This is a genomic window from Nocardioides sp. P4_G10 (assembly GCF_056401175.1).
Genome location: NZ_JBFUJV010000028.1, coordinates 32,068 through 47,783 on the forward strand (window position 1 = coordinate 32,068; position 15,716 = coordinate 47,783).

The 15,716-nt window shown below is 71.3% G+C and carries 15 protein-coding genes; 9 read left to right on the forward strand and 6 right to left on the reverse strand.

The features are described from left to right. The first annotated feature begins 94 nt into the window (after positions 1–94). The 6 genes from tkt to pgl all read left to right on the forward strand — a co-directional run bounded on the left by tkt (position 95) and on the right by pgl (position 8,400). Positions 95–2,209 carry a transketolase gene (gene tkt, locus AC1DP1_RS21100; RefSeq protein WP_477508515.1) on the forward strand — a complete coding sequence of 705 codons (2,115 nt, stop codon included), beginning with the start codon at positions 95–97 and terminating at the stop codon, positions 2,207–2,209. A 53-nt stretch (positions 2,210–2,262) separates the two neighbouring features. After that, positions 2,263–3,378 (forward strand): transaldolase, encoded by a 1,116-nt coding sequence (gene tal / locus AC1DP1_RS21105; protein WP_457191421.1) that lies wholly within the window; start codon positions 2,263–2,265, stop codon positions 3,376–3,378. Continuing rightward, the gene (gene pgi / locus AC1DP1_RS21110; protein WP_477508507.1) at positions 3,375–5,036 is read left to right on the forward strand and encodes a glucose-6-phosphate isomerase; all 1,662 of its coding nucleotides are present in this window, start codon (positions 3,375–3,377) and stop codon (positions 5,034–5,036) included. The genes tal and pgi overlap by 4 nt, the downstream gene beginning before the upstream one ends. Positions 5,037–5,097: 61 nt before the next feature. Continuing rightward, positions 5,098–6,621 (forward strand): glucose-6-phosphate dehydrogenase, encoded by a 1,524-nt coding sequence (gene zwf, locus AC1DP1_RS21115; RefSeq protein WP_477508508.1) that lies wholly within the window; start codon positions 5,098–5,100, stop codon positions 6,619–6,621. A gap of 145 nt (positions 6,622–6,766) precedes the next feature. Next, positions 6,767–7,678, forward strand: coding sequence for a glucose-6-phosphate dehydrogenase assembly protein OpcA (locus AC1DP1_RS21120; protein ID WP_457191426.1), 912 nt, complete (start codon positions 6,767–6,769; stop codon positions 7,676–7,678). Beyond that, positions 7,675–8,400, forward strand: a complete 726-nt coding sequence (pgl, locus tag AC1DP1_RS21125; protein WP_477508509.1) for a 6-phosphogluconolactonase — start codon at positions 7,675–7,677, stop codon at positions 8,398–8,400. Before AC1DP1_RS21120 ends, pgl begins: the two co-directional genes overlap by 4 nt. A gap of 79 nt (positions 8,401–8,479) precedes the next feature. Here pgl and AC1DP1_RS21130 read toward each other — a convergent pair whose 3' ends face one another. The 6 genes from AC1DP1_RS21130 to gap form a co-directional block, all read right to left on the reverse strand. Further along, a complete protein-coding gene (locus AC1DP1_RS21130) occupies positions 8,480–9,472 on the reverse strand; it encodes a hypothetical protein (protein WP_477508510.1) in 993 nt (330 codons plus the stop codon). A gap of 200 nt (positions 9,473–9,672) precedes the next feature. Further along, positions 9,673–10,032 carry an RNA polymerase-binding protein RbpA gene (locus AC1DP1_RS21135; protein WP_172259783.1) on the reverse strand — a complete coding sequence of 120 codons (360 nt, stop codon included), beginning with the start codon at positions 10,030–10,032 and terminating at the stop codon, positions 9,673–9,675. 31 nt (positions 10,033–10,063) lie between these two features. Then, entirely contained in the window at positions 10,064–10,303 is a 240-nt protein-coding gene (gene secG, locus AC1DP1_RS21140) for a preprotein translocase subunit SecG (protein WP_477508511.1), read from the reverse strand. Positions 10,304–10,347: 44 nt separating this feature from the next. Then, entirely contained in the window at positions 10,348–11,118 is a 771-nt protein-coding gene (tpiA, locus tag AC1DP1_RS21145; RefSeq protein WP_457191447.1) for a triose-phosphate isomerase, read from the reverse strand. Between the two features lie 32 nt (positions 11,119–11,150). After that, positions 11,151–12,365 carry a phosphoglycerate kinase gene (locus AC1DP1_RS21150; protein ID WP_477508512.1) on the reverse strand — a complete coding sequence of 405 codons (1,215 nt, stop codon included), beginning with the start codon at positions 12,363–12,365 and terminating at the stop codon, positions 11,151–11,153. Positions 12,366–12,368: 3 nt separating this feature from the next. Then, on the reverse strand, positions 12,369–13,364 hold the full coding sequence (gene gap / locus AC1DP1_RS21155) for a type I glyceraldehyde-3-phosphate dehydrogenase (protein ID WP_457191437.1): 996 nt from the start codon (positions 13,362–13,364) through the stop codon (positions 12,369–12,371). Positions 13,365–13,607: 243 nt separating this feature from the next. Between gap and AC1DP1_RS21160 the strand changes: the two genes are divergently transcribed. The 3 genes from AC1DP1_RS21160 to AC1DP1_RS21170 all read left to right on the forward strand — a co-directional run. Beyond that, complete coding sequence (locus tag AC1DP1_RS21160; protein ID WP_300044811.1) at positions 13,608–14,480, forward strand: ABC transporter ATP-binding protein; 873 nt, start codon at positions 13,608–13,610, stop codon at positions 14,478–14,480. Continuing rightward, positions 14,477–15,133: an ABC transporter ATP-binding protein gene (locus AC1DP1_RS21165; protein WP_457191439.1), complete on the forward strand. Its 657-nt coding sequence runs from the start codon at positions 14,477–14,479 to the stop codon at positions 15,131–15,133. The genes AC1DP1_RS21160 and AC1DP1_RS21165 overlap by 4 nt, the downstream gene beginning before the upstream one ends. Beyond that, the coding region (locus AC1DP1_RS21170) for a hypothetical protein (RefSeq protein ID WP_477508513.1) at positions 15,130–15,716 on the forward strand (587 nt) is incomplete at its 3' end. The genes AC1DP1_RS21165 and AC1DP1_RS21170, both read left to right, overlap by 4 nt.

A 15,716-nucleotide genomic window follows, 5' to 3' on the forward strand; every position in this document is an offset into this window, starting at 1 on the left:
GGGTCGTAGTCGAGGCCACCCCTGCTGGGCTGTGATCCTGACTGCACCCGGTTGCACTCCATCGAGAGGAACTGCGTTGACCAAGAAGTCCGCCCTGCCCGCCACCCTCGAGTGGGACGACATCGATCGCCGGGCCGTGGACACCTCCCGGGTCCTGGCGATGGACGCGGTCCAGAAGGTCGGCAACGGCCACCCCGGCACGGCCATGAGCCTCGCGCCGGCGGCGTACCTGCTGTTCCAGAAGGTGATGCGGCACAACCCCGCCGACCCGCACTGGACCGGTCGCGACCGCTTCGTGCTGTCCTGCGGCCACAGCTCCATCACCCTCTACACCCAGCTCTTCCTCGGCGGGTGGGGCCTCGAGATCGAGGACCTGCGCTCCCTGCGCACGTGGGGCAGCAAGACGCCGGGTCACCCCGAGTACGGGCACACGGCGGGTGTGGAGACCACGACCGGCCCGCTCGGCCAGGGTGTCGCCAACGCCGTCGGCATGGCCATGGCGGCCCGCCGCGAGCGGGGCCTGCTCGACCCCGACACGGCCGAGGACGACTCGCCGTTCACCCACCACGTCTACGCGCTCTGCTCCGACGGTGACCTGCAGGAGGGCGTCAGCTCCGAGGCCTCCTCCATCGCCGGCACCCAGCAGCTCGGCAACCTCACCCTGATCTACGACGCCAACCAGATCTCGATCGAGGGCGACACCGACGTCGCGTTCACCGAGGACGTCGGCGCCCGCTACGAGGCATACGGCTGGCACGTCCAGCACGTCGACTGGACCAACGACGGCACGGACTACGTCGAGGACGTCCCCGAGCTCTACGCCGCCGTCCGCGCCGCCGACGAGGTCACCGACCGGCCCAGCCTCATCGTCCTGCACACGGTCATCGCCTGGCCCGCGCCCAACGCGCAGGGCACCGGCAAGTCCCACGGCTCGGCCCTCGGCGAGGAGGAGGTGGCCGCCACCAAGGAGATCCTCGGCTTCGACCCCGAGCAGCACTTCGAGGTGCCGACCGACGTGATCGAGCGCACCCGCTCCCTCGTCGCGCGCGGCAAGGAGCAGCAGGCCGCGTGGCAGGAGCTCTTCGACGCGTGGAAGGGCTCAGCGCCCAAGGACGTCGTCGAGACCTTCGAGCGCATGCAGACCCGCGCGCTGCCCGTCGGCCTCGCCGACGCGCTCCCGACCTTCGACGCCGACCCCAAGGGCGTGGCGACCCGCAAGGCGTCCGGCGCGGTGATCAACGCCGTCGCCGGCGTGATGCCCGAGCTGTGGGGTGGCTCGGCCGACCTCGCCGAGTCCAACAACACCACCATCGAGGACGCCTCGTCCTTCATCCCGGAGAGCCGCTCGACCGACCAGTGGACCGGCGACCCGCTCGCGGGCCGCGTGCTGCACTTCGGCATCCGCGAGCACGGCATGGGCGGCATCCTCAACGGCATCGCGCTCCACGGCGGCACGCGCGTCTTCGGCGGCACGTTCCTCACCTTCAGCGACTACATGCGCGGGTCGGTCCGGCTGGCGGCGCTGATGGGCCTGCCGGTCACCTACGTCTGGACCCACGACTCCATCGGCCTGGGTGAGGACGGCCCGACGCACCAGCCGATCGAGCACCTCGCCGCCCTGCGCGCCATCCCCGGCCTCGACGTCGTACGCCCGGCGGACGCCAACGAGACGGCCGCCGCGTGGCACGCCGTCCTCGAGCGCACCGACCACCCCGCCGGCATCGCGCTGACCCGCCAGAACGTCCCGGTCTTCCCGCGCGGCGAGGACGGCTACAGCGACACGTCCAACGTGCACCGCGGCGGCTACGTCCTCATCGACGCCCCTGCCATCGAGGACCGTGACGGCGAGCCCGACGTGATCCTCATGGGCACCGGCTCCGAGGTGCAGGCGGCGGTCGCCGCCCGCGAGCTCCTCGCCGCCGACGGCATCCGCGCCCGCGTGGTGTCGTTCCCCTGCCTCGAGTGGTTCGAGGAGCAGGAGGAGGCCTACCGCGAGACCGTCCTGCCGCCCACCGTCAAGGCGCGCGTCTCGGTCGAGGCGGGCGTCAAGCAGGGGTGGCGCGAGTACGTCGGCGACCACGGCCGCATCGTGTCCATCGACCACTACGGCGCCTCGGCCGACTTCGCGCGGATCTACGAGGAGTTCGACATCACCGGCGAGGCGGTGGCCAACGCCGCCCGCGACAGCCTGCGCACCCTGACCGACTGACCTGACCGACTGGGCTCACCCGCCAGTCCCCACCGAACATCTGGAGGCACCGCATGAACGACCGTCTCAAGGCCCTGGCCGACGCCGGGGTGTCCATCTGGCTCGACGACCTCTCCCGCGAGCGGCTGGAGACCGGCAACCTGGCCGACCTGGTGAAGAACAGCCACGTCGTGGGCGTCACGTCCAACCCGGCCATCTTCCAGGCCGCGCTGGCCGACGGTGAGCGCTACGACCCGCAGGTGCGCGAGCTCGCCGCCGCGGGCGCCGACGTCGACAAGGCCACGCAGGTCATCACCACCGACGACGTGCGCGACGCCTGCAAGGTGATGCGCCCGGTCTTCGACGCCACCGACGGTGTCGACGGCCGCGTCTCCATCGAGGTGTCCCCCGGCTTCGCCCACGACACCGGCGAGACCGTCAAGGAGGCCGCCGAGCTCTGGCGGATCGTCGACCAGCCCAACCTCCTCATCAAGATCCCCGGCACGAAGGAGGGCTGGCCGGCCATCACGGAGACCATCGCCGCCGGCATCTCGGTCAACGTGACGCTGATCTTCGGCCTCGAGCAGTACCGCAACGTCATGGAGGCCTACGTCTCGGGCCTCGAGCAGGCCGCCGACAACGGTCACGAGCTCGCCGACATCCACTCGGTGGCGTCCTTCTTCGTCTCGCGCGTCGACTCCGAGATCGACAAGCGGCTCGAGGCGACCACGGAGGGACCGGGCACCGACCCGTCCCTGCGCGGCAAGGCCGGCGTGGCCAACGCCCGGCTGGCCTTCCAGATGTTCGAGGAGTTCTTCAGCGGCGACCGGTGGGCCGCGCTCGAGGCCAAGGGCGCGCGCAAGCAGCGCCCGCTGTGGGCGTCGACCGGGGTCAAGAACCCCGACTACGACGATACGATGTACGTCGTCGACCTGGTCGTCGAGGACACCGTCAACACGATGCCCGAGAAGACCCTCGAGGCCGTCGCCGACCACGGCGAGGTCCGCGGCGACCGCATCCGTCCGTTCTACGACGACGCCGCCGCCCACATGAAGGCGCTCGAGGATGCCGGCATCGACTACGACGACGTGATCGAGGTGCTCATCAAGGAGGGCGTCGACAAGTTCGTCGTCGCCTGGGACGAGCTGCAGACGACGCTCGCGAAGTCCCTCGAGGCCGCTCGCGCATGAGTGACGCGGTCGACCCCACCACGACGGAGGCGTGGGCACGGCTCGCCGAGCTCGCGGCGTCGTACCAGCCCGACCTGCGCGCCACGCTGACGCCGGAGTGGGTCGACCGCCAGAGCCTCACCGCCGCCGACCTCCACGTCGACCTGTCGAAGAACCTCCTCGACGGTGACGTGGAGGCGGCGCTGCTCGCGCTCGCCGACGAGGTCGGCGTGACCGGGCGTCGCGACGCGATGCTGGCGGGCGAGCACATCAACGTCACCGAGGACCGCGCGGTGCTCCACGCCGCGCTCCGGCTGCCGGTCGACGCGTCGCTGAGCGTCGACGGCCAGGACGTCGTGGCCGACGTCCACGAGGTGCTCGAGCGGGTGTACGCCTTCGCCGACCGCGTCAGGTCGGGTGAGTGGACCGGCGTGACCGGCAAGCGGATCGAGACGGTCGTCAACATCGGCATCGGCGGGTCCGACCTCGGGCCCGTGATGGCCTACGAGGCGCTCGAGCCCTACCGCCAGGACGGGCTGTCGTGCCGCTTCATCAGCAACATCGACCCCACCGATGCCGGGCAGGCGCTGTCCGACCTCGACCCGGAGACGACGCTGTTCATCGTCTCCAGCAAGACCTTCGGCACCCTCGAGACGCTGACCAACGCCCGGCTGTGCCGGGCCTGGCTCCTCCAGCACCTGCCGTCGGGCACCGACGAGGCGGCCGCGGTCGCCCAGCACTTCGTCGCCGTGTCCACGGCGCTCGACAAGGTGGCCGACTTCGGGATCGACCCCGACAACGCGTTCGGCTTCTGGGACTGGGTCGGCGGGCGCTACTCGATGGACTCCGCGATCGGGCTGTCGCTCGTCGTGGCCGTCGGGCCGGAGCGCTTCGCGGAGCTGCTCGCCGGGTTCCACGCGATGGACGAGCACTTCCGCACCGCGCCGCCGGAGTCCAACGTGCCGCTCCGGATGGGACTGCTCAACGTCTGGTACACCAACTTCCTCGGTGCCCACACCCACGCCGTGCTCCCCTACGCGCAGCTGCTGCACCGCTTCCCCGCCTACCTCCAGCAGCTGACGATGGAGTCCAACGGCAAGGGCGTGCGGTGGGACGGCTCGGCCGTCGAATACGACACGGGCGAGGTCTTCTGGGGCGAGCCCGGCACCAACGGCCAGCACGCCTTCTACCAGCTCATCCACCAGGGCACCCGGCTCGTGCCGGCCGACTTCATCGCCTTCGCGCGACCGTCGTACGAGCTCGTCGACCGCACTGACGACGGCGAGACCGACGTCCACGAGCTGCTGCTGGCCAACTTCCTCGCGCAGACCAAGGCGCTCGCATTCGGCAAGAGCGCCGACGAGGTCCGCGCGGAGGGTGTCGCCGAGGAGCTGGTGTCGGCGCGCACCTTCCCGGGCAACCGCCCGACGACGTCGATCATGGCGGCGGCGCTCACGCCGTCCGTGCTCGGCCAGCTCATCGCCCTCTACGAGCACATCACCTTCGTCCAGGGCGCCGTGTGGGGCATCGACAGCTTCGACCAGTGGGGCGTCGAGCTCGGCAAGCAGCTCGCCCAGGAGCTGCGGCCGGCGGTCTCGGGCGACGCGTCCGTGGCCGCCGAGCAGGACCCCTCCACGCAGTCGCTGATCCGCTACTACCAGGAGAACCGACGACGATGAGCACCCCACGACGTTCCTCTCCCCCGCTCCGCTCCTCCGAACAACGACTTGGGGACCCCGCATGACCCACACCAACCCGCTGCGCGACCCGCAGGACCGCCGGTTGCCGCGGATCGCCGGCCCCTGCGGCATGGTCCTCTTCGGCGTGACGGGTGACCTGTCGCGCAAGAAGGTCATGCCCGCGATCTACGACCTCGCCAACCGCGGCCTGCTGCCGCCGGGCTTCAGCCTCGTCGGCTTCGCCCGGCGCGACTGGGCCGACCAGGACTTCGCACAGATCGTGCACGACGCGGTCAAGGAGCACGCTCGTACGCCGTTCCGCGAGGAGGTCTGGAAGCAGCTGTCCGAGGGCTTCCGCTTCGTCTCGGGCGACTTCGACGACGACGCCGCCTTCGACCACCTGCGCCGCACCGTCGAGGAGCTCGACCAGCTGCGCGGCACCGGCGGCAACATGGCCTTCTACCTCGCGATCCCGCCCGCCTTCTTCGGCACCGTCGTGGGCCAGCTCAAGGAGCACGGCCTCGCCGACCCCGGACCCGAGCAGTGGCGCCGCGTGGTCGTGGAGAAGCCGTTCGGCCACGACCTCGAGTCGGCGCGCGAGCTCAACCGCACCCTCGACGGCGTCTTCCCCTCCGGGTCGGTCTTCCGGATCGACCACTACCTCGGCAAGGAGACGGTCCAGAACATCCTGGCGATGCGGTTCGCCAACAACATGTTCGAGCCGATCTGGAACGCCAACTACGTCGACCACGTGCAGATCACGATGGCCGAGGACATCGGCATCGGCGGCCGCGCGGGCTACTACGACGGCATCGGGGCGGCGCGCGACGTCATCCAGAACCACCTGCTGCAGCTGATGGCGCTCGTCGCGATGGAGGAGCCCATCGCGTTCGACGCCAGGAGCCTGCGCATCGAGAAGCAGAAGGTGCTCAAGTCGGCCACGCTGCCGGCGCGTCTCGACCTCACCACCGCGCGCGGCCAGTACGCCGCCGGGTGGGCCGGGGGCGAGAAGGTCCAGGGCTTCCTGGAGGAGGAGGGCATCAGGAAGACCTCCACGACCGAGACCTTCGCCGCGATCACCGTCAACGTTGAGACCCGCCGCTGGGCCGGGGTGCCGTTCTACCTCCGGACCGGCAAGCGGCTGGGGAGGCGCGTCACCGAGGTCGCCATCGTCTTCAAGCGCGCGCCACACCTGCCGTTCGCGCAGACCGCGACCGAGGACCTGACGCACAACGCCCTGGTCATCCGCGTGCAGCCCGACGAGGGCATGACACTGCGCTTCGGGTCGAAGGTGCCCGGCACCGCGATGGAGATCCGCGACGTCAACATGGACTTCGCCTACGGCGGCTCCTTCACCGAGGCCAGCGCCGAGGCGTACGAACGGCTCATCCTCGACGTCCTGCTCGGCGACCCGCCGCTGTTCCCGCGGCACGAGGAGGTCGAGCTCTCGTGGAAGATCCTGGACCCCGTGATCGAGTTCTGGGCCCGCAAGGGCAAGCCGGACCAGTACGACTCCGGCACCTGGGGTCCTGAGTCCGCCGACAAGATGCTTGCGCGCGACGGCCGCACCTGGAGGAGGCCCTGATGACCTCACCCCACGCTGTTCTTCGCCTCCCCCGCAACGCTTCGCCCCACGACCAAGTGACCTCCTCCGCTTCGCTCCCCCGGACCACTTTCCCGCGGGGACCCCAAGCCGCTCCTCCGCCGAACAACACCGAGGGGACCCCGAGATGATCGAATTGACCGACACCAGCTCGTCCAAGATCGCCGCGGAGTTCATCCGCTCACGCACCCGGGCCGGCAGCCCGGCGATGGGGATGGTGATGACCCTGGTCATCGTCGCCCCCGAGGACGACGCGGCCGAGGCGATGGCCGCGGCCAAGCGTGCCTCGCGCGAGCACCCGTCCCGGGTCCTCGGCGTCATCCTCGGTGACGCGCGCGGCGCCGCCCAGGTCAACGCCCAGGTCGGCAGCGGCGACGGCTGGGGAGGCGAGATCGCCGTGATCCGGCTGAAGGGCGAGGTGGTCAAGCACGCCGAGTCCGTCGTGCTACCCCTGCTGCTCCCCGACTCCCCCGTCGCCATCTGGTGGCCGACGTCCGCGCCGGCCGACGTCGCGGCCGACCCGCTCGGCGCTCTTGCACAGCGGCGCATCACCGACTCCGCGGCGGTCCCGCGCGGCAAGTCCACCGCGATGCTGACCCAGTGCCGCACCTACGCGCCCGGCAACACCGACCTGAGCTGGACCCGGTTGACGCCGTGGCGCGCGCTCCTCGCCGCGGCCCTGGACCAGCACCCCCTCAAGGTGACCCGCGCCAAGGTGACCGCCGAGCGGATCAGCCCCAGCGCCGACCTGCTGGTGGCCTGGCTCAGCGACCGGCTCAAGGTCGAGGTCGCCCGCGGCAACTCCGACGGCCCCGGCATCACCGAGGTCACCATGGACACCAAGGAAGGCCCGATCCGCATCTCCCGCGCCGACGGCCGCCTGGCGACGTTCTCCTCGCCCAACCGGCCCGACCGGCCGGTCGCGCTGAAGCGCCGCGAGGTGCCGGCCCTGCTGGCGGAGGAGCTGCGCCGCCTCGACGAGGACGACGTCTACGCCGAGGTCGCCGCCCGCCTGGTCAAGCTGAGGAGCAAGAAGTGAACGAGCCCGAGGTCCGCCGCCACGACGACGCGGACGTGCTCGTCGGCGACATCGCCTCCGCCCTGCTCGCCCGGCTCGAGGCCGCGCAGGCGCGCGGCGAGGTTCCGCAGGTCGGGCTCACCGGGGGCACCATCGCCGAGGAGCTCCACCGCGAGCTCGCGCGCCGGGCCGTCGACTCCGCGGTCGAATGGTCCCGCGTCGTGTTCTGGTGGGGTGACGAGCGCTTCGTGCCCGCCGACTCCCCCGACCGCAACGCGCGCCAGGCCCGCGAGTCGCTCCTCGACCACGTCCCCGTCGACCCGGCCAACGTCCACGAGGTGCCGGCGAGCGACCAGGTCGCGACCGCCGAGGACGCCGCGGCGGCCTACGGCGAAGCGCTGCGCCAGCACGGCGCCGGGTTCTTCGAGGTGCTGATGCTCGGCATCGGCCCCGACGGCCACTGCGCGTCGCTCTTCCCCGGCCACGCTGCGCTGGAGGCGCGCGACGCGATCGCCGTCGCCGTCCACGACTCCCCCAAGCCGCCGCCCGACCGCGTCACCCTCACCTTCGAGGCGATGGAGCGCTGCCGCGCGGTGTGGTTCATCGCCAGCGGCGACGGCAAGGCCGAGGCGGTCGCCCGTGCGCTTGCTCCCGACGGGTCGGTCACCGAGACCCCCGCCCGCGGCGCACGCGGTGAGGAGACCGTCTGGTGGCTCGACGAGGCCGCCGCCTCCGCCCTCTGACCGGGCACCTCCTCGCGCTACAGCCTGCCGACCGGGCACTTCCTCGCGCTACAACCTGCCGAGCGGGCACTTCCTCGCGCTACAACCTGCCGAGGTCGACGTACGTCCGACGCCGCAGGCCCATGGTCGACCGCGCCGCGAGGTAGCCCTGATGGAGGCGATCACCCGCCGCGAGGTCCGGGCCGTAGACGTCCGACTTGGTGAACACCTCCATGACCCAGGCACGTCGGTTCCTGAGCCATCGCAGGCGGTCCTCGTCCGAGGCCTCGTCGTCCTCGCCGTGGAACTCCTCCCCGAAGTACTCCCCGCCGAACCGCACCTCCGGATCGCCCACGTCGATCCGGAACTGCGGTGTGCCGTCATCTGCGTGCACCCAGATCTGGGTCGTGGGCCAGGCTGGTATGTCGGCCTCGTGCCAGTGCAGCCTGAGCGCGCTCTCCGGTGGCGACTCCGCACCGGGATCGCCGAGCGCAGCCAAGCGTCGGAGCTGCACGACACCGCGGTGTCCCTTGAACCTGTCGATCTCACCGACCAGCTGCTCCCGTGCCACGCCGAGGCGGAGGAACCCGTCAATGGCCGCGAGCGCGTCGTACCTCCACAGCAGCCTGCCCAGGTCRCAAGCCGTGCGAAGGGCTGTCGTGACCGCCACACCGCCGGCATCCTCGATGTCCGCTCCAGTCAGGTGCCGCGTACCGCTGCTCACGCCGGCGCGTCTCATCCTGCTGGCGCTGCGGCTGTAGAGGTCCAAGGACGGCATCTCGTGGATGGCGCTGCGGGGAAGAGCATCGACTCCATGGATCCAGGCCGCGGTCCTGTCGACCACCACGACGTGGGGAGGTGTCACCAGCGCCACGGCAGCAACGCGGAGTCGCAGCGAGTCAGGCACCTGGGTCGCGACGAACACCCCGCGCACCATCGGCCTCAACAGACCGTTCGCGACCAGCTTGCGCCGGAGACTCGGGGGGACGCCGGCCGCGTCGGCCTCGTGCGAGGTGAACGGTCGATCGACAGGCAGTGGCGCGGTTCCGTCCAGCAGGACGGCGTCGCGGCACCAGGTCGGCAAGCGCTGCATGCTCGGACGATGCCCGAAACGGGCGCTGGACGTCGTAGGTCATCCACAGGCGCAAGCAGGACCAGCGCCCGCCCGGCGCTCCCTAGCGCGAGGAGATGCCCGCTCGGCGATGCCTAGCGCGAGGAAGTGCCCGCTCGGCGCCTGCTAGCGCGAGGAAGTGCCCGCTCGGCGATGCCTAGCGCGAGGAGATGACCGGTCGGTCAGAAGATGATCTCGCCGGCCTTGCGGCGGCTGCGCAGGAGGGCGACGGCCTCGTCGAGGATGTCGGCCGCCTCGGTCTCGCTGCGACGCTCCTTCACGTAGGCCAGGTGCGTCTTGTAGGGCTCGATCTTGGGGGCCGGCGGGGGGTTCTCGGAGTCGAGGCTCGCCGGCAGGCCGCACTTCGGGCAGTCCCACGACTCGGGCACCGCGGCCTCGATCGCGAAGGTCACCACGGACCGGTGGTCGTGGCTGCAGAAGTACGTCACTGCCTGCCGCGGTGCGGCCTCGCCGCGCTCGGCCTCACCCATCGGGCCGGCCCCGACTCGACTACCGCGGATCGCGTTTCCAGCACCAGCCATGACGACTCCTTCTCAGAAACGCTCGGGGGACTCAGCTGCCCTGGTAGGCCATGAGCAGGCCGAGGGCGACAACACAGGCAAACCAGATGAGGCCGACCCCGATCGTGAAGCGGTCGAGGTTGCGCTCAGCGACCGACGATCCCCCCAGGCTGCTGGACACGCCGCCACCGAACATGTCGGACAGGCCGCCACCGCGGCCCTTGTGGAGGAGCACCAGCAGGATCATGATCGCGCTCGTGAGGACGAGCAGGATGGTGAAAGCAAGAATCACGGTCGGAAGCCTACGTCACGTCCGCCGCGAACCGGTGAGCGCCCTCACAGCACCGGCATGTCGTAGAAGCGGCAGATCCCGCCGAACTCGTCGACCTGCAGGCTGGCGCCCCCGACGAGGCATCCGTCGACGTCCGCCTTCTCCATGATCCCGCCGACGTTGGCGGCCTTGACCGACCCGCCGTAGAGGATCCGCAGGCCGTCGGCCGCACCGTCGCCGTGCACCTCGCGGACGCGCTCGCGGATCGCCGCGCAGACCTCCTGCGCGTCGTCCGGGGTCGCCACCTCGCCCGTGCCGATGGCCCAGACGGGCTCGTAGGCGACCACGAGGCCCGCGACCTGCTCGGCGGTGAACCCGTCGAGCGAGCCGTCGAGCTGCGTGAGCGTGAAGGGCACGTGCTCGCCGGCCTGGCGTACGTCGAGACCCTCCCCGACGCACACGATCGGGGTCATCCCGGCGTGGAGCGACTTGTGGGCCTTCGCGTTGACCAGCTCGTCGGACTCATTGTGGTACATCCGGCGCTCGCTGTGCCCGACGACGACGTAGGAGCAGCCCAGCTTGGACAGCATGGCCGCGGAGATCTCGCCGGTGTAGGCGCCGTTGTCGTGGACGGAGACGTCCTGGGCGCCGTAGCGGATCGACAGCCGGTCGCCGTCGACCAGCGTCTGCACCGAGCGAAGGTCGGTGTACGGCGGCACCACGACGACCTCGACCTTGCCGAAGTCGTGGCGCTTGTCCGACAGCGTCCAGGCGAGCTTCTGGACGGTCACCACCGCTTCCTGGTGGTTGAGGTTCATCTTCCAGTTGCCCGCCATCAGCGGCGTGCGGTTCGTCTTCTCGGCCACGGTCAGCCCCTCTCGAGTACGGCGATGCCCGGGAGCTCCTTGCCCTCCAGGAACTCCAGCGACGCGCCACCGCCGGTGGAGATGTGGCCGAACGCGGCCTCGTCGAAGCCGAGCTGGCGCACGGCCGCGGCGGAATCGCCGCCGCCGACGACCGACAGGCCGTCGATCTCGGTCAGCGCCTGCGCGACCGCACGGGTGCCGCCGGCGAAGGCGTCGGTCTCGAACACGCCCATCGGGCCGTTCCAGAAGACCGTCCTGGCGTCGGCCAGCGCCGCCGCGAAGGCGGCCGCCGACTCCGGCCCGATGTCGAGCCCGAGGGCGTCGGCCGGGATCTCCGAGGCGGGTACGACGGACGGCTGCGGCTCGCGGTCGCCCGACGGGAACGCCGTGTCGACCACGACGTCGGTGGGCAGCACGATCTCGACGCCGCGGTCCGCCGCCTCGCTGAGGTAGCGGTTGCAGGTGTCGAGCTGGTCGGCCTCGAGGAGGCTCTTGCCGACCTCGTGGCCCTGGGCCTTGAGGAAGGTGAAGACCATGCCGCCGCCGATGAGCAGCTTGTCGGCCTTGTCGATGAGGTTGTCGATGACCCCGAGCTTGTCGGAGACCTTCGACCCGCCCAGCACGACGACGTAGGGCCGCTCGGGCTCCTCCGTCAGACGCCTCAGCACGTCGACCTCCGCCGCCACCAGGCCGCCCATCGCGGACGGCAGCCGCAGCGCGATGTCGTACACGCTCGCCTGCTTGCGGTGGACGACGCCGAAGCCGTCGGAGACGAAGGCGTCGGCCAGCTGGGCGAGCTGGTCGGCGAACGCGCCGCGGACCTCGTCGTCCTTGCTGGTCTCGCCGTCGTTGAAGCGGACGTTCTCCAGGAGGGCGACGTCACCGTCCTGCAGGCCGGCGACGGTCTCGGACGCGCTCGCGCCGACGGTGTCGGTCGCGAACGCCACCGGCCGCCCGAGGAGCTCGGACAGCCGACCGGCGACCGGCTCCAGCGAGTACGCCGGGTCTGGCGCGCCCTTGGGGCGGCCCAGGTGGGCGGTCACGACCACCCGGGCGCCCGCGTCGGACAGCTGCGTGATGGTCGGGACGCTCGCGCGGATCCGGCCGTCGTCGGTGATGGTGGTGCCGTCGAGGGGCACGTTCAGGTCCGAGCGGACCAGGACGCGCTTGCCTCTCAGGTCACCGAGGGACTCGATGCCAGCGGCGGACTCGGCCATCGGTCAGAGCGACGTGCCGACGTGGGTGATCAGGTCGGCGAGGCGGTTGGAGTAGCCCCACTCGTTGTCGTACCAGCCGAGCACCTTGACCTGGTTGCCGATCACCTTGGTGAGGGGCGCGTCGAAGATGCAGGACGCCGGGTCGGTGACGATGTCGGTCGAGACCAGCGGGTCGGTCGAGTAGCGCAGGTAGCGCCCGTCGGCGGCAGCCCGGACGATCTCGTTGACCTCGTCGACCGACGTCTCGCGGCTGGCCTCGAAGGTCAGGTCGGTGGCGGAGCCGGTGGGGACCGGGACGCGCATGGCGTAGCCGTCGAGCTTGCCCTTGAGCTCGGGCAGGACGAGGCCGATGGCCTTCGCCGCACCGGTCGAGGTGGGCACCATGTTGAGCGCGGCGGCGCGGGCGCGACGCGGGTCCTTGTGGATGTTGTCCTGGAGGTTCTGGTCAGCGGTGTAGGCGTGGATGGTCGTCATCAGGCCCTTGTTGATGCCGAGACCGTCGTGCAGCGCCTTCGCCATCGGCGCGAGGCAGTTGGTCGTGCAGGACGCGTTGGAGATGACGGTGTGGGCCGAGGGGTCGTAGAGCTCGTGGTTGACGCCCATCACGATGGTGATGTCCTCGTTGGAGGCGGGCGCGGAGATGATGACCTTCTTGGCGCCGGCGTCGACGTGGGCCTTGGCCTTGGTCGCGTCGGTGAAGAAGCCGGTGGACTCGACGACGACGTCGGCACCGATGTCGCCCCACTTCAGGGCGGACGGGTCGCGCTCGGCGAACGCGGCGATGGTCTGGTCGCCCACCTTGATCGACGTGTCGTCGCTGGTCACGTCGGCGTCGAGCCGACCCAGGATCGAGTCGAACTTGAGCAGGTTGGCCAGTGAGGCGTTGTCGGTCAGGTCGTTCACGCCGACGATCTCGATGTCGGCGCCCGAGGCGCGAACGGCACGGAAGAAGTTGCGGCCGATGCGGCCGAAGCCGTTGATACCTACGCGGACAGTCATGGTGATGCCTCCTTGGTGGGGCCTTCGGTGACCCCGTCGACAACTGCGGCCTTTGGTGACCACTCCGACCATATCGGGCGCCCGGTCCTGCGCGACCCACGGTGGCCCGCGGTACGGACCGGTAACTTTGGATCGATCCAAGGGCGTCGTCGCACGCCGAGTCGTCGTCGCCGGTGCATGATGTCCCAGCATTCCGGCGCGGCCGGGTGACGGTACGACGACGCAGCTTCAGGAGGACTTCACGTGCAGGACGGGGGCGGCATCGGCGTCCGGTGCTCGGGCGTGGTGCACCTCTACCGCACCTTCGAGGGCCACGACGTGGTGGCACTGCAGGGCGTCGACCTCGAGATCGCCCCGGGCGAACGCGTCGCGTTCCTCGGCCCGAGCGGGTCGGGCAAGTCCACCCTGCTCGCGCTGCTCGGCGGCATCCAGCGGCCCAGCGCCGGGCGCATCCTGCTCGGCGACGACGACATCTCGCGGATGAGCGAGCGACACCTCTCGCGGCTCCGTGCGCGCCGGGTGGCGACCATGCTGCAGGGGTCCACCCGCAACCTCCTGCCCTACACGACGGCGCGACGCAACGTGGAGTTCGCCCGCATCGGCATGACGGCCGAGGAGGCCGACCGGGCGCCGGGCGTGTCCGACCTGCTCGACCGGGTGGGGCTGACCGACCAGGCCGACCAGGTGGTGAGCACGATGTCGGGCGGCCAGCGCCAGCGCCTGGCCCTCGCGTGCGCCGTCGCCACGACGCCCGGCCTGCTGCTCGCCGACGAGCCGACCAGCCAGCTCTCCCACGTGGACCGTGACGCCGTGGTCGGCCTGCTCCACGACCTCAACCGCGACTTCGGCACCACCGTCGTGGTGGTCACCCACCAGCCGGAGGTCGCCGCGACCTTCCCCCGCACCGTGACGATGAAGGGCGGCCGGGTCGGGTCCGAGGGGCACCACGGCGCCGAGTACGCCGTCATCGGCAGCGAAGGGGTCCTCCACCTGCCCTCGCACCTGACCACCCAGTGGCCGGCCGGCACGCTCGTCCGCGTCGATGCGGAGCCGCGCCGGATCGTGATCAGCCACCCGGCGGACGAGACCGGCATCCCGCGGGACGGTCTGCGATGAGCGCCGGGATGAACGGGACCGGCGACCTGGTCCTCGACCACGTCAGCTACCAGCCCGGTCCCCTCCTGCTCGACGACGTCTCCGTGACGTTCGCGGCCGGCCGCGTGACCGCGCTGTCCGGGCCGAGCGGTTCGGGCAAGACGACGCTGCTCTCGATCGCCGGCGGCCTGGTCGCCCCGAGCACCGGCGCCGCGACGTACGACGGCCGCGCGACGTGGCAGGGCGACGGCGACCCGCCCCCCGAGATCGCCTTCGTGCTCCAGGTCTACGGCCTGGTCCCCATCCTGTCCGCCCGCGAGAACGTCGCCATCGCGCTGCGCGCCCGCGGCACCTCGTGGACCGACGCCTCCGACCGGGCCGAGGCAGCGCTGGCGCGCTTCGACATCGCCGACCTCGGCGACCGCCAGGTGGAGGAGCTCTCCGGCGGGCAGCTGCAGCGCGTGGCCTGCGCCCGCGGCCTGGTGGTGGGCGCGCCCGTGCTGCTCGCCGACGAGCCGACGAGCGAGCTCGACCAGGGCAACGTCGCGGTCGTCCTCGACGCCCTGCGCGCCGAGGCCGAGCGGGGATGCGTCGTCGTCATCGCCACCCACGACCCCGCCATCGTCGAGCTCGCCGACCACCACGTCGCGATCGACGAGGGCCGGATCGCATGACGTTGCGCGTCGTGGCCGGGTGGTGGGCCCGGCGGGGCACCCACCTGCCCGTCGCGGCCGCCATCGCGGTGGTCACCGCGGCCACCGTGCTCGCCGACGCCGGCGGCAGGCCCGCCCTCCTCGTGCCGCTGGTCGTGCTCGCGGCCGGGGTGCTCCCCGGCGCCGGCGTCGCCCTCGGCTCCGCGCGTCGGCAGGAGGCGGCGCTGCTGCGCCTGCACGGCCGCCGCGGCATGCGCTGGGTGACCGCGCTCGTCACCGAACCGATGCTGACCGCCGTCCTCGGCGGCGCGGTGGGTGCGGCGGTGCCGCTGGCACTCGGCGCCGAGGTCGCGTCCCCGGCACTGGTCGCCGCGGTGTGGCTCCTCGCCTCGGCCACCGTCGTCACCGCGATGGTGGTCGCGCTGCGCGGACCGCTGACGGAGCTGCTCCGCCCCGCCGGTGCCGAACGGGCGCGCCGCGCCAGCGCCCTCGCCGCCCTCGTGCCCGTGGTCGTCGCGGTGGCCGCGGTCGTCGCGCTGCTCCGCCGCTCCTCGACCGCCCCCGACGCGTGGGCCTTCACCGCCCCCGTGGTGGTGGGCCTGGC

Coding starts and splice junctions, on each gene's coding strand:
- tal (WP_457191421.1), top strand. CDS start 2,263: ATGAACGACCGTCTCAAGGCCCTGGCCGACGCCGGGGTGTCCATCTGG.
- pgi (WP_477508507.1), top strand. CDS start 3,375: ATGAGTGACGCGGTCGACCCCACCACGACGGAGGCGTGGGCACGGCTC.
- zwf (WP_477508508.1), top strand. CDS start 5,098: ATGACCCACACCAACCCGCTGCGCGACCCGCAGGACCGCCGGTTGCCG.
- AC1DP1_RS21120 (WP_457191426.1), top strand. CDS start 6,767: ATGATCGAATTGACCGACACCAGCTCGTCCAAGATCGCCGCGGAGTTC.
- AC1DP1_RS21135 (WP_172259783.1), bottom strand. CDS start 10,032: ATGGCTGGTGCTGGAAACGCGATCCGCGGTAGTCGAGTCGGGGCCGGC.
- tpiA (WP_457191447.1), bottom strand. CDS start 11,118: ATGGCGGGCAACTGGAAGATGAACCTCAACCACCAGGAAGCGGTGGTG.
- AC1DP1_RS21150 (WP_477508512.1), bottom strand. CDS start 12,365: ATGGCCGAGTCCGCCGCTGGCATCGAGTCCCTCGGTGACCTGAGAGGC.
- gap (WP_457191437.1), bottom strand. CDS start 13,364: ATGACTGTCCGCGTAGGTATCAACGGCTTCGGCCGCATCGGCCGCAAC.
- AC1DP1_RS21165 (WP_457191439.1), top strand. CDS start 14,477: ATGAGCGCCGGGATGAACGGGACCGGCGACCTGGTCCTCGACCACGTC.